General features: G+C 71.4%; 18 protein-coding genes. 10 read left to right on the forward strand and 8 right to left on the reverse strand.

Going from position 1 to position 21,433, the window contains the following annotated elements; all coding sequences use genetic code 11:
* Positions 1 to 63: 63 nt before the first annotated feature.
* Positions 64 to 1,527: a GGDEF domain-containing protein gene (locus Plo01_RS28550; RefSeq protein ID WP_203893808.1), complete on the forward strand. Its 1,464-nt coding sequence runs from the start codon at positions 64 to 66 to the stop codon at positions 1,525 to 1,527.
* A 94-nt stretch (positions 1,528 to 1,621) separates the two neighbouring features.
* Here the strand turns inward: Plo01_RS28550 and Plo01_RS28555 are convergent, their stop codons facing one another.
* The 3 genes from Plo01_RS28555 to Plo01_RS28565 all read right to left on the reverse strand — a co-directional run bounded on the left by Plo01_RS28555 (position 1,622) and on the right by Plo01_RS28565 (position 6,407).
* Positions 1,622 to 2,881 (reverse strand): SAM-dependent methyltransferase, encoded by a 1,260-nt coding sequence (locus Plo01_RS28555; protein ID WP_203893809.1) that lies wholly within the window; start codon positions 2,879 to 2,881, stop codon positions 1,622 to 1,624.
* Between the two features lie 13 nt (positions 2,882 to 2,894).
* Positions 2,895 to 4,244: an FAD-binding oxidoreductase gene (locus Plo01_RS28560; protein ID WP_203893932.1), complete on the reverse strand. Its 1,350-nt coding sequence runs from the start codon at positions 4,242 to 4,244 to the stop codon at positions 2,895 to 2,897.
* A 324-nt stretch (positions 4,245 to 4,568) separates the two neighbouring features.
* The gene (locus Plo01_RS28565) at positions 4,569 to 6,407 is read right to left on the reverse strand and encodes a serine/threonine-protein kinase (protein WP_203893810.1); all 1,839 of its coding nucleotides are present in this window, start codon (positions 6,405 to 6,407) and stop codon (positions 4,569 to 4,571) included.
* A gap of 188 nt (positions 6,408 to 6,595) precedes the next feature.
* Between Plo01_RS28565 and Plo01_RS28570 the strand changes: the two genes are divergently transcribed.
* The 7 genes from Plo01_RS28570 (at position 6,596) to Plo01_RS28600 (ending at position 13,666) form a co-directional block, all read left to right on the forward strand.
* Complete coding sequence (locus tag Plo01_RS28570; RefSeq protein ID WP_203893811.1) at positions 6,596 to 7,723, forward strand: CaiB/BaiF CoA transferase family protein; 1,128 nt, start codon at positions 6,596 to 6,598, stop codon at positions 7,721 to 7,723.
* A 16-nt stretch (positions 7,724 to 7,739) separates the two neighbouring features.
* Positions 7,740 to 8,933: a cytochrome P450 gene (locus Plo01_RS28575; protein WP_203893812.1), complete on the forward strand. Its 1,194-nt coding sequence runs from the start codon at positions 7,740 to 7,742 to the stop codon at positions 8,931 to 8,933.
* 182 nt (positions 8,934 to 9,115) lie between these two features.
* The gene (locus tag Plo01_RS28580; protein WP_203893813.1) at positions 9,116 to 10,996 is read left to right on the forward strand and encodes a hypothetical protein; all 1,881 of its coding nucleotides are present in this window, start codon (positions 9,116 to 9,118) and stop codon (positions 10,994 to 10,996) included.
* Positions 10,997 to 11,117: 121 nt separating this feature from the next.
* Positions 11,118 to 11,963, forward strand: a complete 846-nt coding sequence (locus Plo01_RS28585; RefSeq protein WP_203893814.1) for an ABC transporter ATP-binding protein — start codon at positions 11,118 to 11,120, stop codon at positions 11,961 to 11,963.
* Entirely contained in the window at positions 11,960 to 12,793 is an 834-nt protein-coding gene (locus Plo01_RS28590) for an ABC transporter permease (protein WP_203893815.1), read from the forward strand. Before Plo01_RS28585 ends, Plo01_RS28590 begins: the two co-directional genes overlap by 4 nt.
* Before the next feature lie 25 nt (positions 12,794 to 12,818).
* A complete protein-coding gene (locus Plo01_RS28595) occupies positions 12,819 to 13,058 on the forward strand; it encodes a helix-turn-helix transcriptional regulator (RefSeq protein WP_068925521.1) in 240 nt (79 codons plus the stop codon).
* Entirely contained in the window at positions 13,055 to 13,666 is a 612-nt protein-coding gene (locus Plo01_RS28600; RefSeq protein WP_203893816.1) for a hypothetical protein, read from the forward strand. Before Plo01_RS28595 ends, Plo01_RS28600 begins: the two co-directional genes overlap by 4 nt.
* 24 nt (positions 13,667 to 13,690) lie before the next feature.
* On the opposite strand, the gene Plo01_RS28605 is transcribed toward Plo01_RS28600, so the two are convergent.
* Positions 13,691 to 14,158 carry a GyrI-like domain-containing protein gene (locus tag Plo01_RS28605; protein WP_203893817.1) on the reverse strand — a complete coding sequence of 156 codons (468 nt, stop codon included), beginning with the start codon at positions 14,156 to 14,158 and terminating at the stop codon, positions 13,691 to 13,693.
* A 134-nt stretch (positions 14,159 to 14,292) separates the two neighbouring features.
* On the opposite strand from Plo01_RS28605, the gene Plo01_RS28610 reads away from it, so the two are divergent.
* Positions 14,293 to 15,732, forward strand: coding sequence for a GuaB1 family IMP dehydrogenase-related protein (locus Plo01_RS28610; RefSeq protein WP_203893818.1), 1,440 nt, complete (start codon positions 14,293 to 14,295; stop codon positions 15,730 to 15,732).
* 185 nt (positions 15,733 to 15,917) lie between these two features.
* A complete protein-coding gene (locus Plo01_RS28615; RefSeq protein WP_203893819.1) occupies positions 15,918 to 16,625 on the forward strand; it encodes a YflT domain-containing protein in 708 nt (235 codons plus the stop codon).
* A gap of 153 nt (positions 16,626 to 16,778) precedes the next feature.
* Here the strand turns inward: Plo01_RS28615 and Plo01_RS28620 are convergent, their stop codons facing one another.
* The 4 genes from Plo01_RS28620 to Plo01_RS28635 form a co-directional block, all read right to left on the reverse strand.
* Positions 16,779 to 17,774 (reverse strand): LacI family DNA-binding transcriptional regulator, encoded by a 996-nt coding sequence (locus Plo01_RS28620; RefSeq protein ID WP_203893820.1) that lies wholly within the window; start codon positions 17,772 to 17,774, stop codon positions 16,779 to 16,781.
* 144 nt (positions 17,775 to 17,918) lie between these two features.
* On the reverse strand, positions 17,919 to 18,875 hold the full coding sequence (locus tag Plo01_RS28625; RefSeq protein ID WP_203893821.1) for a carbohydrate ABC transporter permease: 957 nt from the start codon (positions 18,873 to 18,875) through the stop codon (positions 17,919 to 17,921).
* Complete coding sequence (locus Plo01_RS28630) at positions 18,872 to 19,852, reverse strand: carbohydrate ABC transporter permease (protein ID WP_203893822.1); 981 nt, start codon at positions 19,850 to 19,852, stop codon at positions 18,872 to 18,874. The genes Plo01_RS28625 and Plo01_RS28630 overlap by 4 nt, the downstream gene beginning before the upstream one ends.
* Positions 19,853 to 20,033: 181 nt before the next feature.
* Complete coding sequence (locus Plo01_RS28635; RefSeq protein WP_203893823.1) at positions 20,034 to 21,386, reverse strand: ABC transporter substrate-binding protein; 1,353 nt, start codon at positions 21,384 to 21,386, stop codon at positions 20,034 to 20,036.
* Between the last annotated feature and the right edge of the window lie 47 nt (positions 21,387 to 21,433).

The raw sequence follows: 21,433 nt of genomic DNA on the forward strand, positions 1-21,433 counted from the left end.
TCGCGCCGGAGAGCGGGGAACCGGATTCCTCAACCCGGGGCCCGTCCTGCCGACAGGACGGGTATGACGGCCGTCAAATCCTGGGCTTTCCTCATCGCAGCGGGCGTGGTCTCGGCCGTGACCGCTGCGATCTACGCATCCGTGTCGGGGCAGATCCTCTACTTCTCCCTGTACGGCGTGATCTGCGCGCTGGCCTGGTGGGCCGCGCTGCGGCTGATGCCCGCGCCGGACCGGCGGCCGTGGGTGCTGATCTCACTCGCCCAGACGCTCTGGGTCACCGGTGACGCGATCGAGCTGGCGTTCCTCCATCTCACCGGCGAGGTGCCGCCGGTCGGGGTCAGCGACGCCTTCTGGCTGAGCGGCTATCCCCTGATCGCGGCGGCGCTGACGCTGATGGCCCGCCGCCGGGCCCCCGGCCGGCTGCGCGGCGGCGTGCTCGACGCGCTGACGCTGTCCACGGTGGCCGCGCTGGCCGGCTGGCAGTTCCTGATCCAGCCCTACCTCGGCTCCGGGCTCAGCCCGACGGTCATCGTGCCCGCCCTCTATCCCGTCGGCGACATCGTCCTGCTGGCGGCTTCGCTGTTCCTGGCCCTGTCACCGGGCGACCGCGGCGCCCCGACCCGGCTGCTGCTCGCCTCCGTCTCCACCTATCTGGCCGTCGACCTCGGCTACAACGTGCTGCCGATGCTGGAGATCGACTACCTGTACGTGGAGAAGCTCGGCGCGGGCCTGCTGCTCGGCCACGCCCTGCTCGTCACGGCCGCGCTGCACCCCCACCGGGCCGAGCTGACCCGGTCCGGCACGGACGTGCGGGCGCTGCACCCGGCCCGCGTGGTCTTCCTCGGCATGGCGCTGCTGGGCACGCCGGCGCTGGCCCTGCGGTACGCCGGCTTCAGCGAGCAGGAGGTGGCCACCATCGTGGCCAGCGCCGCCTGCGCGGCGTTCGTGCTGGCCCGGTTCACCGGGGCGGTCCGCGAGCAGGAGCGCATCCAGGCGCAGCTCGCCTACCAGGCGCGTCACGACCCGCTGACCGGGCTGGCCAACCGGACGGTCCTGCACGAGGCCCTGGAGCAGGTCATGAGGGGCGTCCCGGCCGGGGAGCCCGGCGCAGCGGTTCTCTACCTCGACCTCGACGGCTTCAAGGAGGTCAACGACGTCCACGGCCACGAGGCCGGGGACGCCGTCCTGCGCGCGGTCGCCGGGCGCCTGGCGGCCGCGGCCGGCGGCGCCGGCCTGGCGGCCCGGCTCGGCGGGGACGAGTTCGTCCTGCTGTGCCGGGGCGCGTCCCGGCAGGACGCGGTCCTCCTGGCCGAGCGCGTCCTGGAGGAGATCACCGAGCCGGTGCCCTTCCGGGGACACCGGCTCGGCGTCGGGGCCAGCATCGGCATCGCCGTCCGCGACGGCGACTCCGGGGGCTCGCCCACGGAGATCCTCCGGGCGGCCGACGTCGCGATGTACTCGGCCAAACGTCTCGGCAGGGGCCGCTGGGTCGCGGCCGGCGACACCGGTCCGCTCATGGCCGCCTGAGGGACACCGGCCCAGCCCGGATCATGGCCGTCTGAGAACGGGCTGTCCCTCCCCCTCTCCCCGCCGGTCCCTCATGATCCGCCCCGGCCGGCCTTCACGGCCAGTCGCGGGAGGGCCGCAGCGGCATGCGGGAGCCGCCCTGCGGGTCGAGCTTCGTGGCCAGCACCTGGTGCAGCTGGATCTTGTTGCGCTCGAAGCCGACGATGCAGCCGGCCATGTAGAGCCGCCAGACCCGGGCCGTTCCCCGGCCCACTTCCCGGACCGCCTCGTCCCAGTGCTCGTCGAGGTTGTCGCACCAGTGGCGGAGGGTGCGGGCGTAGTGCTCGCGCAGGTTCTCCTGGTGCCTGATCTCGAAGCCGGCGTCCTCCATCTGCCGGATGAGGTAGCCGACCGACTCCAGCTCCCCGTCGGGGAAGACGTAGCGGTTGATGAAACCGCCGGCGTTGAAGGTCTTCTCCTTCCCCGTCGGCCGGGTGATGCAGTGGTTGAGCAGGCGTCCGCCGGGCACGAGCTTGTTGTACAGGAAGCGGAAGTAGAACGGCAGCTGCTCCTTGCCGATGTGCTCGGTCAGGCCGATCGAGCTGACCGCGTCGAAGCCGGTCTCCCGGACGTCGCGGTAGTCCATGTGCCGGATCTCGACCAGGTCGCTGAGTCCCGCCTCGGCGACGGCCTTCTGTCCCCACTCGGCCTGCTGGCGCGAGAGGGTGACCGCGAGCACCTTCACCCCGTACTCGCGGGCGGCGTGCATGGCCATGCCGCCCCAGCCGCAGCCCACGTCCAGCAGCCGCATCCCGGGCTTGAGCCCGAGCTTCCTGGCCACCAGGTCGAACTTCGCGGCCTGCGCCTCCTCCAGCGACGACTCCTCGGCCGGGAAGACCGCGCAGGTGTAGGCCATGGACGGGCCGAGCACCCACTCGTAGAAGGTGTTGGACACGTCGTAGTGGTGGTGGATCACTTCCGCGTCGCGCTGCTTGGCGTGCCGGCTGCCGAGCCGGGCCATCACGCTGCGCCGTACTTCCTGGGGAGGAGGGGGAACCGGAATCGTCAGCGGCTTGAGCCCCAGGGCGCGGATCGTGTCAATCTTGTCACGCAGCGGGATGTCGTTGACGGTCAGCGACCACATCCTCGACAACAGGGCGTACATGTCCCCGTGGACGTTGAGGTGTCCGGAGACGTACGCCCGCGCCAGTCCGAGCTCTCCGGGAGCCTGCGCCAGGTAGGACACCGCGACGGGGGATCTCACCTCCAGGGTGACGTCCGCCTCGGAAGGACCTGCCTCGCTCCCGTCGTAGGCGGTGAGGCGGATGCCCGCCTCGGGGCCGATGACCTTCTCGAAGATCTCAGCGAGCCTCACAGAATGTACCTCCTTAACGCCCCCGTACACACTTGTCGTAGAGGTCGAGCAACCGGCCGCCCGGGTCGTAGTCCCGTTTGACCGGCCAGTAGGCGTCCCCGTTGTAGAGGCGCCAGAATTCGTCCCGGGGGTAGAACGACGTGGAGTACAGCGACTTGTGCCCGTCCAGCGTGTGCACCTCGTGCTCGATGAGACGGTTGTAGTAGCCGTCGAACTGGCCTCTGGGCAGCGGGACGGTCCCCCAGAAGCCGAAGTTCACATACAGCCGGCCCGGCTCCAGCGGGTAGAGCGGCCACTCGCTCGCGGCCTTGAGCGGGCACATCCAGACCGGCGTCATGCCGACCTTCTCGTGGAAGAACTCCAGGAAGTCGGCGCCTCGCTCGACCGGCACCTCGATGTCCTGGATGACCGATTCCTGCACGGGCTGGTTGCGCCACCGGTCCAGCCGGGCGATCACCCCGTACCTGCGGTCGAGGCCGACGAGCCTGCGGTAGACGTCCGAGCGCATCCACCGGCGCGGCATCAGCGAGCGCATCAGCGGCTCCTGCACGCCGAAGGCCCGCGAGCACCAGAACCAGTCGGTGTCCCAGCGCCACAGGTAGTCGCGCACGGTCAGCCAGTCGCGGGTCCTGGTCCGGATCGACTGGTAGTAGATCCGCATTCCGGTGTAGTCGGAGACGTACGGCGCGCGCCCGGCGAAGCGGCCGAGGGTGACGTAGAGCTCCCCCGGCTCGAAGAACGTGCCGTCCACGAAGTCCACCGGCTCGCCGTCGTGCTCGCCCGTCTCGCAGATCTCCTGCATGGCGAGCATGCACTTGTGGGCGTCGGTGAAGCGCACGTGGGTCAGCCGGACGTACGGCTGGACGGGCTTGAGCTTGATCCGGATCCGGAGCGCGTAGCCGAGCGTGCCGTAGGAGTTGGGGAACGCCCGGAACAGGTCGCGGTGCTCGTTGTCGTCCCGCGCGACGACGATGCGGCCGTCGCCGGTGAGGATCTCCAGTTCCTCGACCGACTCGTGCGGCAGCCCGTCGCGGAAGCTGGTGGACTCGATGCCGAGCCCGGTCACCGCGCCGCCGAGGGTGATGGTCTTCAGCTGCGGCACGACGTACGGCATGAGCCCGTGCGCGAGCGTGGCGTCCACCAGGTTCTCGTAGGTGGTCATACCCTGGACCTCGGCGGTCATCGTGACCGGATCCACCTCGATGACCCGGTCCAGGTCCCGGGCCGAGAGCGTGGTGGTGCGCGCGCCGTGCCGGAAGCGGAACAGGTTCGTGGTGGCCTTGGCCAGCCGGGGCGGGGCGTCCTGCGGAATCGCGGCGTACGACTCCCTGATCTGCTCGACCGCCCGCCGGTGCACCGACATCTGCGTCGTGGCCGTCACAGGACCTCACCCCCAGGGCTCTCGGTCAGAAAGATCGCTTCTAGAACGTTATATCCCGGATATCCCATAAGCGAGGAGGGGCGCGTTAAACCCCGGTTAACAGCCCTGAGACGACGGCCGTCACATGCTCTCCGGCCTGCGAGAACATGGTCGAGTTGCCGAAGATTTCCGCTTCACGTCGCGGACAGTGACGATAGCCGTCCGGTCCTGGGGATCGGCTCCCGCGGAGAGAGAAGCCCGTTCCGGCGAAACCTCCCGTTCAGAGGGCGGCGCGGTTCTCCGCCGGAAGACGGCAAGCCCTCCCCGTCAGGAGATGTCGCCCGAGATCTCGAAGGTGTCGAACACCCCGCGCGCCATGTCCGGCAGCTTCCGCCATTCGTCCGCGGGCACCACCCAGGTCAGGACGGCGGCCTCGTCCCCCACCGCGATGAACCGCCGCGTCTCGTGGTAGACGACGCCGGGCGAGGCCCAGTCGGACGAGGCTCCCTCGTTGAGGCGCCAGGTGAACGCCCAGTCGAGCGCCTCGTTGGAGCTCTCGGAGACCCGGGCCGACTCCTCGGACAGGATCGTCGCCCCCTCCCGGACGACCTCCCTGGCGCTGTCGCGCATCGACTCCAGGTTGAGGACCAGGTTCGTCCCGCTCACCGACATGAACGCGCCCCCGCCCGGGCGGCTCCACCGGATCGTCTCCTCGTCCGGGATGCTCTCCATCCAGTCGGCGGGGCGCTGGATGGACCAGCCGCCCTCATCCGAGACGTACGGCCCCAGCTCCGGCTTGGCCACGATGGGCCCGGGATCGCTGGGCTCCGGGGTCGGCGAGGGCGCGGGAGCGTCCTTCTTCTTCTCGGACTTCCCCGCCTTCTTGCGGCCGGTCGGCGAGGCATCGGGCTCCGCCGGCGCCGTGGTCGCGCCGTCGGCGGTCGTCTTCTCCGAGCCGCGCGTGGCCCATACGGCCGTGCCCGCGCCGGCCAGGAGCACCACCACCAGCGCCACGATCAGCGCGACCGGGCTCCGCCTCGGCTGCCGCGGGGGCGGCGGCAGCGGCCGTCCCGGCCCCTGCCCGGGATGAACCGGCCCGGCGTGAAGCTGCCCGGCGTGAAGCTGCCCGGCGTGAAGCTGCCCGGGGTGAGTGTGACCGCCGTGGGTGCGCCCCGGCTGCGCGTGACCCGGATAGGTCTGCGCGGGCCGGACCTGACCCGGGTAGCCCTGCCCCGGCTGCCCGTGGCCGGGAAGGGCGTGGGTCGAGTGGGTCTGTGCGGGAACGGCCTGGCCGGAGTAGGCCACGGGCATTCCGGGCGACGGGTTCTGCCCGGTACGGCGGGCCGTCGCCGCCGGGTCTCCGCTCGCCTCGGCCAGCAGCAGGTCGGCCTGCTCGGCGGTGAGACGGTGCGCGGGCTCGCGCCGGAGCAGGCCGGAGAGCACCTCGTACATCTCCGGGGGCACCCGGCCGAAATCGGGCTCCTCGGTGAGCAGCGCGCCGAGGGTGGCGATGGCGTTGTGGCGTTCGAAGGGCGCCTGGCCCACCAGCATCGCGTACATCGTGGCGCCGAGCGCCCACAGGTCCGACCAGGGGCCGGCGGCCGCGCCGGTGGCGCGCTCGGGCGCCAGGAAGCTGGGCGAGCCGGTGACCATGCCGGTCTGGGTGAGCGAGACGTCGCCTTCCACGGTGGCGATGCCGAAGTCGGTGAGCACGGCCCTGCCGTCGGAGGTCAGGAGGATGTTGCTCGGCTTGACGTCCCGGTGCAGGATCCCGGCCTGGTGTGCGGTGTGGAGGGCGGAGAGCACCTGGCGGCCGATCTCGGCGACCTGGCGCACCGGCAGCGGGCCGATCTGGTCCAGCCCGCGCGCCCTGACCAGTTCCATGATGATCCAGGGACGGCCGTCCTCCTCGGCCACGTCGTAGACCGCCACGATGCCCCGATGGCTGAGCCTGGCGGCGGTCCTGGCCTCCCGGGAGGTGCGGGTCAGCTGGCGCTCGTGCTCGGCCGGGGAGAGGTTCGGCGGGAGCAGCACCTCCTTGACCGCGACCGGACGGTCCAAGAGCGTGTCGTGCCCCTCCCACACCACGCCCATGCCGCCCCGGCCGAGCTCGCGCAGGAGCCGGTAGCGGCCTGCGATCGCTCGTTCCCCGTGCGGATGTGCCATTCGTGCCCCCAGATGCCGATCCATCGAGTCGCAAGTTTCCCACAGGTGCCACCCGGCGGGTGGGGCGTCTTGCCAGCCGAAGCCGAATATTGTTCTACTTGCTTCCGAGGAAGGCCCGAGGCTACCAAGCGATTGCTTGTTTACGCGGTGCCGGGCTACAGTCGAGACCGCATCGAGGAGAGCGCCGAATGGATCAGAGGAAAGGCCCGCTGGCCGGAGTCCGCGTGCTGGAGCTGGCCGGTCTGGCCCCGGGGCCGTTCGCCGGGATGATGCTGGCCGACCACGGCGCCGAGGTGCTGCGGATCGACCGGGTCTCCGCCGTGGCCTCCGCGGGCGACAAGCCGCGCGCCGACGTGATGGACCGGGGCAAGCGGACCATCGGCCTGGACCTGAAGTCCCCCGAGGGCGTCGCCGCCTTCAAGCGGCTGGCCGCGTCCGCGGACGTGGTCGTCGAGGTGTTCCGGCCCGGGGTCGCCGAGCGCCTCGGCATCGGCCCCGCCGACCTGCACGCGGTCAACCCCCGCCTGATCTACGGCCGGATGACCGGCTGGGGCCAGGACGGGCCGCTGGCGCCGACCGCCGGGCACGACATCGACTACATCGCGATCTCCGGCGTGCTGTCGATGCTCGGCCGCGAGGGCGGCAAGCCCACCCCGCCGATCAACATCCTCGGCGACTTCGCCGGCGGCGGCCTGATGCTGGCCTACGGCGTGCTGCTGGCCCTGCTGGAGCGGGAGCGGACCGGTGCGGGCCGGGTGGTCGACGCGGCCATGGTGGACGGGGCCGCGACGCTGTTCGCGATGTTCTACCACGGCGTGCAGAGCGGCTTCTGGGGCCCGCGCGGCACCAACCTGCTCGACACCGGCGCGCCCATGTACGACACCTACGAGACCGCCGACGGCAAGTTCATGGCGGTGGGAGCGCTGGAGCCGCAGTTCTGGGCGGAGATGGTCGCGCTGATGGGCCTGTCGGACCTGCCCGACCGGAACGACCGGGCCGGCTGGCCCGCGCTGCGCGAGCGGCTGGCCGAGGCCTTCCGGTCCAGGACCCGCGCCGAGTGGGAGGCGGTCTTCGAGGGGTCGGACGCGTGCGTCTCACCCGTCCTGGAGATGTCCGAGGCCGCCGACCACCCGCACAACAAGGCGCGCGGCACGTTCGTCGAGGTCGGCGGGGTACGGCAGCCCGCGCCCGCGCCCCGCCTGGTGGGCGTGCCCGAGCAGGACCTCTCCCCCGCGACCCGGCTGGCCGACCTGTCCTCGTGGGGCCTGCCGGAGGAGACCGCCGCCGAGCTGCGTGAGGCGGGAGTGCTGGCCTAGACAAGAGGGGAAGCCCGTGGAGAACGCCGAAGGCGCCGCAACCATCGACGACGCCGTCAGGATCGACCTGCTCGACGGAGACATGTACGCCGGGGATCCCGGCCCGGTGTACGCCTGGCTGCGCGAGCACGCCCCGGCCTACTTCGACGAGGGCAACGGCCTGTGGGGCGTCTCGCGGCACGCCGACATCTCGGCGATCGAGCGGGACGCCAGACTCTGGTCCAGCACCGGCGGCTACCGGCCGCAGCTGCCCAGCGACCCGTCGATGATCGGGATGGACGACCCCGAGCACGCCGAACGCCGCCGCCTGGTCTACCGGCGCTTCACCCCGCGCCACGTCGCGGAGAAGTACACCGACAAGGTCCGGGCCGTGGTGACCGAGCTGATCGACGTGGCGCTGGAGAAGGGCGCCGTGGACGCCGTCCCGGCCCTGGCCGCGCCGCTGCCCGGCCGGATGATCGGCTGGCTGCTGGGCTTCCCCGACGAGCGCTGGCCGGAGCTGGTCCACTGGTCGGAGACGACCATCGTGGCCGGCGGCGGCCTGCGCTACGTCACCCACGACGCGGCCGTGGCGGCGGGCGAGTTCGCCACGGCCGTGCTGGAGCTGGCCGCCGAGCGGCGCAGGTGCCCGCACGACGACCTGACGTCGCTGTGGGCCGGGCGGCCGGACTACGACGACGAGCACCTTGCCAACGAGGCGCTCCTGCTGCTGGACGGCGGCGCGGAGACCACCAGGACCGTCATCGCCACCACCGTCGACGCGCTGATCAGGCACCCGGAGCAGTGGGCGCTGCTGCGGGAGGACCCGGGGCTGATGGAGAACGCGATCGAGGAGTTCATCCGCTGGACCACCCCCGTCCTCAACATGTGCCGCAGCGCCACCCGGGACACGGTCCTGGCCGGCCAGGAGATCTCCGAGGGGCAGCAGGTCCTGCTGATGTACGGCTCCGCCAACCGCGACCCGGAGGTCTTCACCGACCCGGACGCCTTCGACGTGACCCGGCCCGCCGGCCGCCACATCGCCTTCGGCCTCGGCACGCACTTCTGCCTCGGCGCGGCGCTGGCCCGGCTGGAGCTGCGGATCTTCTTCGAGGAGTTCGTCCGCCGGGTCGGCTCGGCCGCCTGGGCCGACGACCGGGGTCCGCGCATCCTCCCCAACGCGTTCGTCCGGGGCGTCACCTCGTTCCCGATCGTCCTCGAACCCCGCTGACGCCTGGTGAGGCCCGCGGGAATCCGCCGGCCTCACCGGTGCCCCGAGCGCCCCGCCGGGACCCCGCGAACCCCGGCGGCGTCCCCTTCCCGGACATTGCAGTGATCCCGCAGTGATCCACAAGTGGCTTCCCATCCGGTTCGGAAAGCATGTGCCCCTTCCGATCATGAAAGGGGTGTGATGTGAGATCTCCAACGTTTCTGCTGAGTCTGGGAACGGCCGCCGTCCTGTTCGCGGGACTGCTGGCCGGCTCCGCCGGCGCCGCGACCGGCCGGGGAACGGCTCAGAGCACGGTCACGCAGGAAGCCGCCGCCCAGGGCACGGCGGCCGCGCCCAAGGTCAGGGTGGCCGTGGGCAAGGCCAAGGCGAGCCCGGCCCGCCACTCCGGGGAATGCCCCGTCACCGTCGGCTTCTCCGCCGTCATCGCCACCAAGGGCGCCGGAACGGTGAAGTACCGCTGGGTCCGCAGTGACGGCAGCCGCGGCAGCGTCAAAACCCTCAAGGTCCGCAGCGCCGGGATCAAGAAGACCGTGGTGCGGGACCGCCAGAGCTTCGACTGGGACACCCGCGGCTGGCAGGCCGTCGAGATCCTGGGCAGGAAGGGCCTGTCCGGGAAGGCGCACTTCAGCGTCTCCTGCTCCGGCGGCAAGCCCGTCGTCTACAACGGCGTCAACCCGCTGCCTCCCGCTCCCCAGCCGCAGGAGCCCACCCGCGCCGCCGCCTCGGTCGCCGTGACCCCGCCCGCCTACACCGGCCCCTGCCCCGCCGCCGGCCAGCCGGTCCGCTTCGACGCCCTGATCCAGGTCAACCGGGTCCCGGCCCGCGTCGCCTACCAGTGGATCGACAGCGCCGACGGCGCGGGCCCGGTGCAGTACCTCGACTTCGCCGCCGGCGGCCCGCGCAGTCAGACCGTGGCGCTGACCCACCCGGTCAAGGTCACCACCACCGGCTGGAAGTCGGTGGACATCGTCAGCCCCGCCGGCAGCGTGGACTCCCTGCGCGGGAACTACAGCGTCACCTGCGACGAGCCCGAGCCGGAGCAGAAGATCACTCCTGCCGCCGCGGTCGACAAGCCCGCCTACACCGGCTCCTGCCCGGTCGCGCTGACCTTCACCGGCTCGATCACCGTCACCAGGGTCCCGGCCAAGGTGCGCTACCAGTGGCGCGACAGCGAGGGCGGCGTCGGCCCCGAGCAGGAGCTGGAGTTCACCGGCGAGCCGGGCAGCAAGCCCGTCGCCCCGCACACCATGACGATCGGCTACGACCGTGAGGTCCCCACCGTCAAGGGCGCCGGCATGCTGCGCATCCTGTCCCCGGAGACCGATCCGGACGTCGCCGAGGCCGCCTTCACGGTGAACTGCACCGGCGGAGGCAGCCAGCCGCCGGCCCCGGTCGTGTCCGTGTCGGACATGAAGGTCAACCCGGCCTCCTACACCGGCCCGTGCAGGAAGCCCGCCGACGTGGCGCGCCACGTCTCGGCGAAGATCACGGCTGCCAAGCCGATGACCGTCAGGTACCAGTGGGTCGACGAGCAGGGCCGCCCCTGGTTCGGCTCGGGCCCGTTCTCCACGACGTTCTACAGTGCCGGGAGCAAAACCGTGGCCAACGGCTTCAGCTCCGTCGCGACGGCCAGGGGCTCCGTGCGCCTCAAGATCGTCGAGCCCGCCGGCGGCCCCCAGACCGAGGCCGTGACGTTCAGCACGGTCTGCGTGAACCCGTCGGTGTCCGACGCCGGCAAGAGGCGCACGGATGAGAACGAGGAGTGCGGGAACGACCGGCCCGCCGAGTTCGCGCTCAGCGCGAAGCTCACCGTGGCCGACGGCCCCGCCTCGGTCGGCTACCGCTGGTACCGCAAGAGCACCGAGACCCGCAACCAGTGGGTGTTCGTCGGCGGCGGGACCGCGTCGTTCACCGGCACCGGGAAGCAGGAGCAGACGATCACCGGGCGGTACGCCACGCAGCGCTCGGAGACCGGCTCCTTCAAGGTGGTGCTCACCGACCCCTACGAAGGGGGGGACTACACCACCTTCTCCGTGACCTGCCGGTCGAAGCACGACCACTGACCGGAAGACTCTCACCGCGGGGCGGTACACCTGTTCGAGGTGTACCGCCCTTTGTCGTACAGGTCAGACCATAGGCAGCAGAGCTTTACTCAGATGTAGCACATGTACTACATTCATTCCTATGAGTACTGCGGTGAGCGTTCGCGGACTGCGGATGTCGTACGGCTCCGCCGAGGTGTTGCGCGGGGTGGACCTGGAGATCCGCCAAGGTGAGATCTTCACCCTCCTCGGCCCCAACGGGGCGGGGAAGACCACCACGATCGAGATCCTGGAGGGCTTCCGGAAGCGGTCGGCCGGAGAGGTGAGCGTGCTCGGGACCGACCCGGGGAAGGGCGCCGACGCCTGGCGGGCCAGGCTCGGGATCGTGCTGCAGAACTGGCGCGACCACGCCAGATGGGGCGTGCGGGAGCTCATCGTCCACCTGAGCGCGTTCTACGACCGCCCGCACGACCCCGACGAGCTGCTCGCCGCCGTCGGGCTGACGGAGCAGGCCGGGCAGCAGATCACCCGCCTCTCCGGCGGGCAGCGCCGCCGCCTGGACGTCGCGCTGGGCATCGTGGGCCGGCCCGAGATGCTCTTCCTGGACGAGCCGACGACCGGCTTCGACCCGGAGGCGCGCCGGGAGTTCCACCGGCTGATCGAGAAGCTGGCGGCCGACGACGGCATGACGGTGCTGCTCACCACCCACGACCTGGTCGAGGCCGAGAAGCTGGCGCACCGGACCGCGATCCTGGCCGGCGGCCGGATCACCGTCTGCGGAACCCCGGCCGAGCTGGCGCAGGCCGTACAGGCCCCGTCGCGGGTGCGCTGGGTGGAGGACGGCCGCGAGCGGGCCGTCACCACGCCGGACCCCTCGCAGACGGCGTGGGAGCTGCACAGCAGGTTCGGCGGGCCGGTGCCGGGGCTGGAGATCCGGCGGCCGTCCCTGGAGGAGAGCTATCTCGAACTGGTCGGGAGGAACGCGTGAACGCCAAGGCGCTGCGCATCGGGATCAAGCGGGGCTGGACCGAGCACACGCACCTGCTCAAGACCCGCAAGGAGCTGGTCGGCACCCTCATCGGCACGGTCGGGGTCTTCGCCGCCCTGACCCTGTGGATGGGCGACTCCACCATCGAGGGGACGGGGGTCTCCAGGATCACGTTCATGATGGTGGGGTTCCTGGCCTACACCGTCTTCGGCACCGCGCTGATGACCCTGCCGATGGCGCTGGTCACCGACCGGGAGGAGGGCACGCTGCTGCGGCTGCGCGCCATCCCCGGCGGCATCCCCGCCTACCTGGCGGGCCGGGCGACGACCGCCCTCTGCCAGATCGCCGTGCAGAGCGCGCTGATCGTCGCCACCGGCGTCCTTCTGGGCGGCGCCCCCCTGCCCCACGACTGGCCCACCCTGGCCTGGGTGCTGCTGCTGGGCACGGTCGCGACGGTCCCGCTGGGCGCGGCGATCGGTTCCGTGCTGCCGAGCAGGAACGCGGTGGGAATCGCGACCCTGCCGATGATCGCCCTGATGTTCACCTCGGGCGTCTTCTTCCCCGTGACGATCATGCCCGAGGCCGTCCAGTGGGTCGCCCAGGCGTTCCCGCTCTACTGGCAGGGGCTGGGGCTGCGCGCGGCGTTCCTGCCCGACGCGATGCTCGCCGCGGAGATCGCCGGCAGCTGGCGGCTGCCGTACGTCGCGGCCGTGCTGGCGGCCTGGGCCGTGGCCGGAATGCTGCTCGCGCCGCCGCTGATCCGCCGGGTCACCCGGCGGGAGTCCGGCTCGCGGCTCGCCGCGCGGCAGCTCGCCGCTCAGCGCTCGTGACACATCGGGCTGGGATGCTGCTGCGATGAGCGCGGAAGAGGTCTACAACCGGATCCCGATGCTGAGGGCCGAGCGCGGCGTCTCGCGCAAGGAGCTCGCGGCCGCGCTCGGGGTCCACTACCAGACGGTCGGCTACCTGGAGCGGGGCGAGTACAGCCCGAGCCTGCACCTCGCCCTGCGCATCGCCGAGTATTTCGAGGTTCCCTTGGAAGTGGTGTTCTCGTTGAAACCGTTCCCCCGGCTGGGCAGTGAGGTCAGGCGATGAGCGAGCGCAAGAGCTTCGGGCAGATGAGCTGGGCCGAGCTCAAGCGGATGAGCTGGGCCGAATTCAGGCAGGCGGGCGGCTGGGCGGAGCTCGGGCGGATGAACCGGGCCGACCTCATCCAGCTGGACATGCTGCCCGCCTGGTACGCCACCCGGGAGCGGCGGCGATGGCTCGCCGGGGCGGGAATCTTCGCGCTGGCACTCCAGTGGATCAACGCGGCCGTCTCCTGGGCCGTCGGGCCCGACGACGGAGGCAGCCGGATCATCCTGATCCTGGTGGCGATCATGATGGTGATCTACCTTCCGGCCGTGACGCTGATGAACATCGCCACCCGGGGCCTCGTCGAACTGGCCGAACGCCACCTGGACGAGCGGCAGGTGGGCGAGCGGCTGCGCGCCACCACCATCGCCCACCGCATCACGACGGGCCTGCTGACCGCCTGCTTCGCCGCGGCGGTGGTGGCGGGCATGGGCGGCGGGGACGACTACGTGGTGCCGGAGAGGGCGGTCGTCATGCTGGTCATCGCGTTGGCGCTGACCCACTTCGTGCTCCCGCTGATCGTCTCGACCTGGCGGCTGCCCGACCCGCTCCCCGACAACGAGGAGTGAGACCCCGGGAAGCCCGGCGGCCGGTCAGCCCATCGGCGGGAAGACGGCGATGTAGAGGTCCACGCCCTCGGGGTGGTGGACCTCCAGGTCGGTGGTGAAGGCGCGGGGCGGGGTCCCGCCCGACTCGGTGTGCTTCCACAGCTGCTGCCACGACTCGATGAGGGCGCCCGGCATCGGCCCGCGGGCCTCCAGCCGCAGCGCGGGCACGCCGGGCACCCGCACCGCGACCATGCCGTCGGGCAGCCGCGGGATGCTGCGCACGGCCACCCCGACGATCTGCGTGTAGGCGCCGTGGTGATCGCTCTCGTAGTCGGTCAGGACGGCGTACAGGTTCTCGTCGATCCGTCCCGGCACGTGCGCGAACGCCCCCGGGGCCCCGGCCCGCCGCCACAGCGCCGGCAGCTTCGCCCGCGCGGGGTCCATCTCCTCGGCGTTGGAGGTCCGTACGGCATGGCCCACGACGAGCGCCTCCGGCCGATCAACAACGATCACAACGCCTCCCCACAACTAATCCGATAAAAGGTGCGAATCGGATCTTAGTCCCCAGCCTGACCGGCGAGACCCGGTGGTCGGGGCGCAAACGGGGAATGAACACTCACGACCGTTCACCGATAAGGTAGATGCACGTGAAGTTTCTCAATGAGGCGGTTCCGCCCTACGACCTGACCTACAGCGACGTGTTCATGGTCCCGTCGCGCTCCTCGGTCGGATCCCGGCTCGCCGTCGACCTGTCCACCTCCGACGGCACCGGGACCACGATCCCCGTCGTCGTCGCCAACATGACCGCGGTCGCCGGGCGCCGGATGGCCGAGACCGTGGCCCGCCGCGGCGGGATCACCGTGATCCCGCAGGACATCCCGATCGACGTCGTCGCCGACGTCGTCGACTGGGTGAAGAAGCGCGACCTGGTCCACGACACCCCGCTCACCCTCACCCCGCACGACACCGTCGGCGAGGCGCTCAACCTCCTGCCCAAGCGGGCCCACGGCGCGGTCATCATCGTCGACTGGGACAACCGCCCGATCGGCGTCGTCACCGAGGCCGACTGCCACGGCGTGGACATGTACACCCAGCTGTCCAACGTCATGTCCGACCACCTGCTCGCCCTGCCCGCCGGGCTCGACCCCCGCGAGGCGTTCGACCGGCTCCACGAGGGCCGCCACCGGCTCGCCCCCGTCGTCGACGGCGACGGCCGCCTGGTCGGCATCCTGACCCGGACCGGCGCGCTGCGGGCCACCCTCTACACGCCGGCCGTCGACTCCCGGGGCAGGCTCCGCATCGCCGCCGCCGTCGGCATCAACGGCGACGTGGCCGCCAAGGCGAAGGAGCTGCTGGAGGCCGGGATCGACTGCCTGGTCGTGGACACCGCGCACGGCCACCAGGAAAAGATGATCTCTGCCCTGAAGGCCGTCCGCGCGCTCGACCCCGGGGTGCCCGTCGCCGCGGGCAACGTCGTCACCGCCGGCGGCGTGCGCGACCTGGTCGAGGCGGGCGCGGACATCCTCAAGGTCGGCGTCGGGCCGGGCGCCATGTGCACCACCCGGATGATGACCGGCGTCGGCCGCCCGCAGTTCTCCGCCGTGCTGGAGTGCTCCGCCGAGGCCCGCCGCCTGGGCCGCCACGTCTGGGCCGACGGCGGCGTCCGCCATCCCCGCGACGTGGCGCTGGCGCTGGCCGCCGGGGCCGCCAACGTGATGATCGGCTCCTGGTTCGCCGGCACGTACGAGTCTCCCGGCGACGCTCGCACCGCCGCCGACGGCCGCAAGTACAAGGAGAACTACGGCATGGCCTCCGCCCGCGCCGTGAAGCTCCGCACCGCCGAGGACTCCCCCTTCGACCGGGCCCGCAAGGCCCTGTTCGAGGAGGGCATCTCCACCTCCCGGATGTACCTCGACCCGGTGCGGCCCAGCGTCGAGGACCAGATCGACGCGATCGTGGCGGGTCTGCGGTCCTCCTGCACCTACGCGGGGGCCGCGAGCCTGGAGGAGTTCCACGAGCGCGCCGTGGTCGGCGTGCAGAGCTCCTCCGGCTACACCGAGGGCATGCCGCTCCACCAGAGCTGGTAGGGCGCGCCGCCCCGCCGGCGTCGCGCGGAGGCGGGTCCCGCCGGGGACGGCGGCCCGTCTCCGCAACGGAAAGAGGACCTGCGGCCCGCCTCCGCGGCGGAAAACCGCGCCCGGGTCGCGCATTGTCGTGCACGCCCCGGGTAGCCGCCCTTGTCGAGCACTCCCACTCGGAAGGGCGAAAGGACATGACACAGCTCCCCTTCGGCCTGGACACTCCGGTCACCGTCGACCGGAGGGCCCTGGTCGGTTACGACAACTACCTGGCCGCGCAGCGGACAGTGGACACGCTCTCGGACGCCGGCTTCCCCGTCGAGCACACGGCGATCGTCGGCAGCGACCTCCGGCTGGAGGAGACCGTCACCGGCAGGATGACCAACGGGCGGGCCGCGCTCGCCGGAGCCGGCAGCGGCGTGCTCTTCGGCCTCGTGGTCGGGGCGTTCCTCGGCCTGTTCACCTCGACCACCCTCTCCTTCTTCGTGCTCATGCTCTGGGCCGGCCTGTGGGGCGCCGTGATGGGCGCCGCCTTCGGGTTCATCAACCACTACTTCACCCGCGGCAAGCGCGACTTCGCCTCGCGCAGCGCCATCGTCGCCGGCCGCTACGACGTGCTGGTCGCCACCTCCCACTACGACCACGCGCGCGCCGTCCTGGAGGGCGCCCCCCGCCAGGCCGACACCGTGGTCGTCGAGCCCCCGCCCTCGGCGGGCATGTACGACCCCGCCGGGACCCGGCCCGCCGCCCCGGCGCCGTCCGTCACCCCGCAGCAGCCCGTCACCGAGACCCCCGTCGCTCCGGCTCAGCGTCTCCCCGAGGACTCCACCGCCCCCGCGCAGTCCATCCCCGAGCAGCCCGCCCCCGAGGAGCCCGCGGCCACGCCGCGCAAGCGCTCCTGAACCGGCGGAGACAACCCCGGCCCCGTCCTCGGCCGGGGTCGCCCGACGAGCGGGACGGGCGGGCTCGGCGGAGCCCGCCCGTCCCGCCGGGACACCCCGCCGGGGCCCGCCCACGCAGGCGCCGGTCAGACCGGCGCGGTCAGGCGGGCACGGTCAGACGGACTCGCGGACGACCAGCTCGGTCGGGAGGATGACCGGGTCCTTGGAACCCCCGGAGAACAGTCCGAGCAGCAGACGGACCATCGCGGCGGCCTGCTCGACGATGGGCTGGCGGACCGTGGTCAGCGGCGGCTCGGTGTAGCGGGCCGCCTCGATGTCGTCGAAGCCCATCACGGCCACGTCGTCCGGGACCCGCCGGCCCGCCTGGCGCAGGGCCTGCAGCGCGCCGACGGCCATCAGGTCGTTGGCGACGAAGACCGCGTCGAGCTGCGGGTCGTCCTCCAGCAGCTGGCGCATCGCCACCGCCCCGGACTCCCGGGTGAAGTCGCCGACCGCGATGATCGAGCGGCGGTCGGAGCCGCGCATGACGTTCCGGTAGCCGGTCAGGCGGTCCTGCCCCCCGATCATGTCCTGCGGGCCGGCGATGGTGGCGATCCGGCGGCGGCCGGAGTCGATCAGATGGCGTACGGCGAGCTCGGCCCCGCCCACGTTGTCGTTGTCGACGTAGGGCAGGTCCACCGGGACGGCGGGCCTGCCGTACGAGACCACCGGGACGCGCATCCGGGCGATCGCGGCGGGCAGCGGATCCGCGCCGTGCATCGAGAAGAGCATGACGCCGTCGACGTGACCGCCGGCGATGTAGCGCTCCACCCGGGCGTGGCTCCTGGCCGACCCGGCCAGCATCAGCACGACCTGCTTGTCGGCCGCCTCCAGCTCGGCGCTGGCCGAGCGGATCACCGTGGAGAACATCGGGTCGTCGGAGAAGACCCGGGTGGGCGACTCGGAGACCACCAGGGCGACGGAGTCGGTGCGCTGGTTGACCAGGGTGCGCGCCGCCGCGTTGGGGACGTAGCCGAGCTCCTCCACCGCGCGCATGACCACCTCGCGGATGCCGGGAGCGACTGTCGGCTGGCCGTTGACCACGCGCGAGACAGTGGCCCGGGAGACTCCCGCGCGGGCGGCGACCGCCTCCAGGGTGGGGCGTTTCATCGCGCTCCTTCGGAACAGGAATTGCCATGACGATAACCCATCCGGGCCGGCGTCCGCGGGGAACGGGCGGCGGCCCGGTCGACCGGTCCTCGACGCCTCGGCCCCGGGCCCTCGGTGATCCCCCGGCCCCGGGCCTTCGGCGTCTCAGCCCTTGACACTGCCCGCCAGCAGGCCCCGGACGAAGTACCGCTGCATCGACAGGAAGACGATCAGCGGGACGGTCACCGAGACGAACGCGCCGGCGGTCAGGCGCTGCCACTCGTTTCCCTTCGTCCCGGCCATCTGTGCGAGCCGGACCGTCATCGGGGCCGTCTCGGATGTGCCGCCGGCGAAGATCAATCCGACCAGCAGATCATTCCACACCCAGAGGAACTGGAAGATGCCGAAGGTGGCCAGTGCGGGCACCACCAGCGGCAGGACCAGCCTACGGAAGATCACACCGTGGGTGGCGCCGTCCACCCGGGCCGCCTCCATCAGCTCTCCCGGCAGCTCCGACATGAAGTTGTGCAGCAGGAAGACGCCCAGCGGCAGGGCGAAGCACGTGTGCGCGAACCAGACCTGCGCGAAGCGGGCCGGGCCCTCCAGCTCCCAGGCGGGCGTGATCTGCACGCCGAAGACCGAGACGCCCTCGGAGAAGAACGACAGCAGCGGCACCAGCGCCATCTGCAGCGGCACGACCTGGAGCGCGAAGATCCCGATGTAGACCCAGTTGCGCCCCCGGAAGGGCACCCAGGCCAGCGCGTAGGCCGCGAAGGCGGCGAAGGCCAGCGGGAACAGCACCGACGGGACGGTGATGACGATCGAGTTGATCAGGAAGCCGGCCATCTGCCCGGAGGACGAGGAGGTGCTGAACAGCACCTCCCGGTAGTTCTCCAGGGTGAGCTCCGGGGCGGAGAAGAACGTCCACCAGCCGGTGCCCTTGATCTGGTCCTCGGGCCGCAGCGACGACAGGAACAGGCCGAAGGTCGGGGTGGTCCACAGGACCGCGATGACGATCGCCACGGCGCTGGCGGTCCTGCTCGTCAGGCTCCTGCGGACCCGCCGGGCGGCGCCCGCGGCGCCGGGCCGCACCACCGTGACGGTGCTCGGAACAGTCGTCATCGGACAGCCTCCCGGCGCTGGCGGATCTGGTAGACGACGATGGGCGTGACGAGGACGAACAGGAAGACGGCGAGCGCCGCCCCCTTGCCGGTCTCGCCGTACCGGAACGCCTGGTTGTACATCTCGTTGGCGATGACGCTGGTGTCGAACTGGCCGCCGGTCATGGTCCGGACGATGTCGAACAGCTTGAGCGTGCCGATCGACTGGGTGACCAGCACCACGAGCACGGCCGAGCGGATGCTGGGCAGCGTCACCCGGAAGAACATCTGGACCGGCGAGGCGCCGTCGAGCCTGGCGGCCTCGACGATCTCGGCGGGGATGCCCTTGATGGCGGCCGACAGGACCACGGTGGCGAAGCCCGCCTGGATCCACACCATCACCGCGATGAGGAACAACGTGTTGAGCGGGGGTTCCAGCAGCCACTGCCGGGGCGTGCCGCCGAAGGCGACCACGATCTGGTTGAGCAGGCCGATCTGGTCGCTTTCCTCGGGCCGGTAGGCGTAGACGAACTTCCAGATGATGCCCGCGCCCACGAAGGAGATGGCCATGGGGAGGAAGACCAGCGACTTGGCGAGCGACTCGAAGCGGGTGCGGTCGACCAGGACGGCGTAGAGCAGACCGACCGCCGTCACCAGGACGGGGACGAGCGCGACCCAGATGAGGGTGGTGCGGAGCACCGTCACCGCTTCGGGCTGGGTGAACATCCAGACGTAGTTGTCGAGCCCCACCCACGCGGTGCCGTCGCCGCTCATGAACGACAGCAGGGTGGTGCGCGCCGCCGGCACGACCAGGCCGATCGCGAGCAGGATGAGCGCCGGGGCGAGCAGGATGGCCGCGTGCAGCCGCGCGCGCTGCCGCATCGGCGCGCGGTCGAGCGCGAGCAGAAGCACGGCGACCACCGCGCAGAACGCGACGACGCCGAGCAGCAGCTGCACCAGCTTCGGCTGCTCCGCGGCGAGGTCGAAGTCGAGGTTCATGGGAGGGCTCCCGGAAGGGTCGTGCGGTACGGAAACGTCCGGCTCCGCCGGAGGCGTCGCCCCGTGGCCGGGGTCGTCGCGCTCACTGCGGGGCCGGACGCCGCGGGACGTCCCGGGGCCGGGCCGGACCTGAGCCGGGAGGCGGGGACGTCCCCCCTTCCGGTCCGGCCCCGGGACCGCCTCAGGACGTGGGCCAGGAGGACTCGACGAAGTCGAGGACCGTCTTGGTGTCCTTGCCGTTGATCCAGTCGGTCATGCCCTTCCAGAAGGTGCCCGCGCCGACCGCGGCCGGCATCAGGTCGGAGCCGTCGAACCGGAAGACCGTGTCCGGGTCCTGGAGCATCTTGATGGACAGCTCGTCGATCGGGTTCTGCGCGTTGGCGATGTCGACGCCCTTGTTGGCCGAGACGTAGGTGGCCAGCTTCATGCGGGCGTTGGCGAAGTCACCGGTGGCCAGGTACGCCTGGACGGCCTGCACCTCGGGGCGGTCGGCGAAGGCCGCGACGAACTCGCCCGCGCCCAGCACCGGCTTCTCGGCCGGGTCGTTGCCGGGCAGGTAGAAGGCGAACACGTCGCCGTCCTCGGCCACCTCGGTGCCCTCGGGCCAGAAGTTGGCGTAGAAGGAGGCCTGGCGGTGCAGCGCGCACCTGCCCTCGGTGATGGGCACGCCGCCCTCCTGGAAGGCGGTGGTGGCGATGCTCTTGACCGGGCCGTAGCCGCCGTTGACGAACTTGTCGTTCTTCAGGATCGCGCCGACCTTGTCGACCGCGGCGACGACCTTGGGGTCGTTGAAGGGGATCTCGTGGGCCACCCAGTCGTCGTAGCCCTCGGGGCCGAGCTCGCGCAGGAGCACGTCCTCGATCCAGTCCGTGGCGGGCCAGCCGGTGGCCTCACCGGACTCGATGCCCGCGCACCAGGGCTTGATCCCGGCGGCGGCGATGGTCTCGCTGAGCTTCATGAGCTCGTCCCAGGTCGTGGGAACGCTCCAGCCCTTCTCCTTGAACATGCCCGGCGAGTACCACACGAAGGACTTCACGCTGGCGCCCAGCGGGGCGGCGTAGAAGGCGCCGTCGACCGTGCCGTACTTCACCCAGTCCGGCGACCAGTTCCGCTCGGCCAGCTTCTTCACCTCGGCGGGGGCGGACTTGATCTTGCCTGCCCTGGCGAAGCGCTCCAGCAGGCCGGGCTGCGGGAAGAAGGCGAGGTCCGGCGGGTTGCCGCCGTCGGAGCGGACCTGGATCTGCGCCTCGAACTCGCCGGTGCCCTCATAGGTGATCTTCATCCCGGTGCACTTCTCGAACGGCGCCCAGGCCTGCTGGAACAGGTCGGCCTCGACATCGCGGATCGGCGAGTAGATCGAGACCTTCTTGCCGTCGTGCTTGCCGAACTGCGCGAACGGCGCGCAGTCGGCGGCCGCGCCGCCGTTCGCCGTCGAGGTGCCCGGCGTGGCCGAACCGCATCCGGTGACGACCAGCGCCAGACCCATGCCGCCCGCGACCAGGGCGGCACGAGCGGGACGAGAGAGGAGTGACATGGACCCTTCCTCCGTTACTTTGCCGGGTCGGACCCGCCCGGCGGGGC

The sequence above is a fragment of the Planobispora longispora genome (genome assembly GCF_016863135.1).
GTDB lineage: Bacteria > Actinomycetota > Actinomycetes > Streptosporangiales > Streptosporangiaceae > Planobispora > Planobispora longispora.

Excerpts from the sequence above, each read along its gene's own strand:
- Plo01_RS28550 (WP_203893808.1), top strand. The coding sequence starts at position 64 with ATGACGGCCGTCAAATCCTGGGCTTTCCTCATCGCAGCGGGCGTGGTC.
- Plo01_RS28560 (WP_203893932.1), bottom strand. The coding sequence starts at position 4,244 with ATGTCGGTGCACCGGCGGGCGGTCGAGCAGATCAGGGAGTCGTACGCC.
- Plo01_RS28565 (WP_203893810.1), bottom strand. The coding sequence starts at position 6,407 with ATGGCACATCCGCACGGGGAACGAGCGATCGCAGGCCGCTACCGGCTC.
- Plo01_RS28570 (WP_203893811.1), top strand. The coding sequence starts at position 6,596 with ATGGATCAGAGGAAAGGCCCGCTGGCCGGAGTCCGCGTGCTGGAGCTG.
- Plo01_RS28585 (WP_203893814.1), top strand. The coding sequence starts at position 11,118 with ATGAGTACTGCGGTGAGCGTTCGCGGACTGCGGATGTCGTACGGCTCC.
- Plo01_RS28595 (WP_068925521.1), top strand. The coding sequence starts at position 12,819 with ATGAGCGCGGAAGAGGTCTACAACCGGATCCCGATGCTGAGGGCCGAG.
- Plo01_RS28600 (WP_203893816.1), top strand. The coding sequence starts at position 13,055 with ATGAGCGAGCGCAAGAGCTTCGGGCAGATGAGCTGGGCCGAGCTCAAG.
- Plo01_RS28615 (WP_203893819.1), top strand. The coding sequence starts at position 15,918 with ATGACACAGCTCCCCTTCGGCCTGGACACTCCGGTCACCGTCGACCGG.
- Plo01_RS28620 (WP_203893820.1), bottom strand. The coding sequence starts at position 17,774 with ATGAAACGCCCCACCCTGGAGGCGGTCGCCGCCCGCGCGGGAGTCTCC.
- Plo01_RS28625 (WP_203893821.1), bottom strand. The coding sequence starts at position 18,875 with ATGACGACTGTTCCGAGCACCGTCACGGTGGTGCGGCCCGGCGCCGCG.
- Plo01_RS28630 (WP_203893822.1), bottom strand. The coding sequence starts at position 19,852 with ATGAACCTCGACTTCGACCTCGCCGCGGAGCAGCCGAAGCTGGTGCAG.
- Plo01_RS28635 (WP_203893823.1), bottom strand. The coding sequence starts at position 21,386 with ATGTCACTCCTCTCTCGTCCCGCTCGTGCCGCCCTGGTCGCGGGCGGC.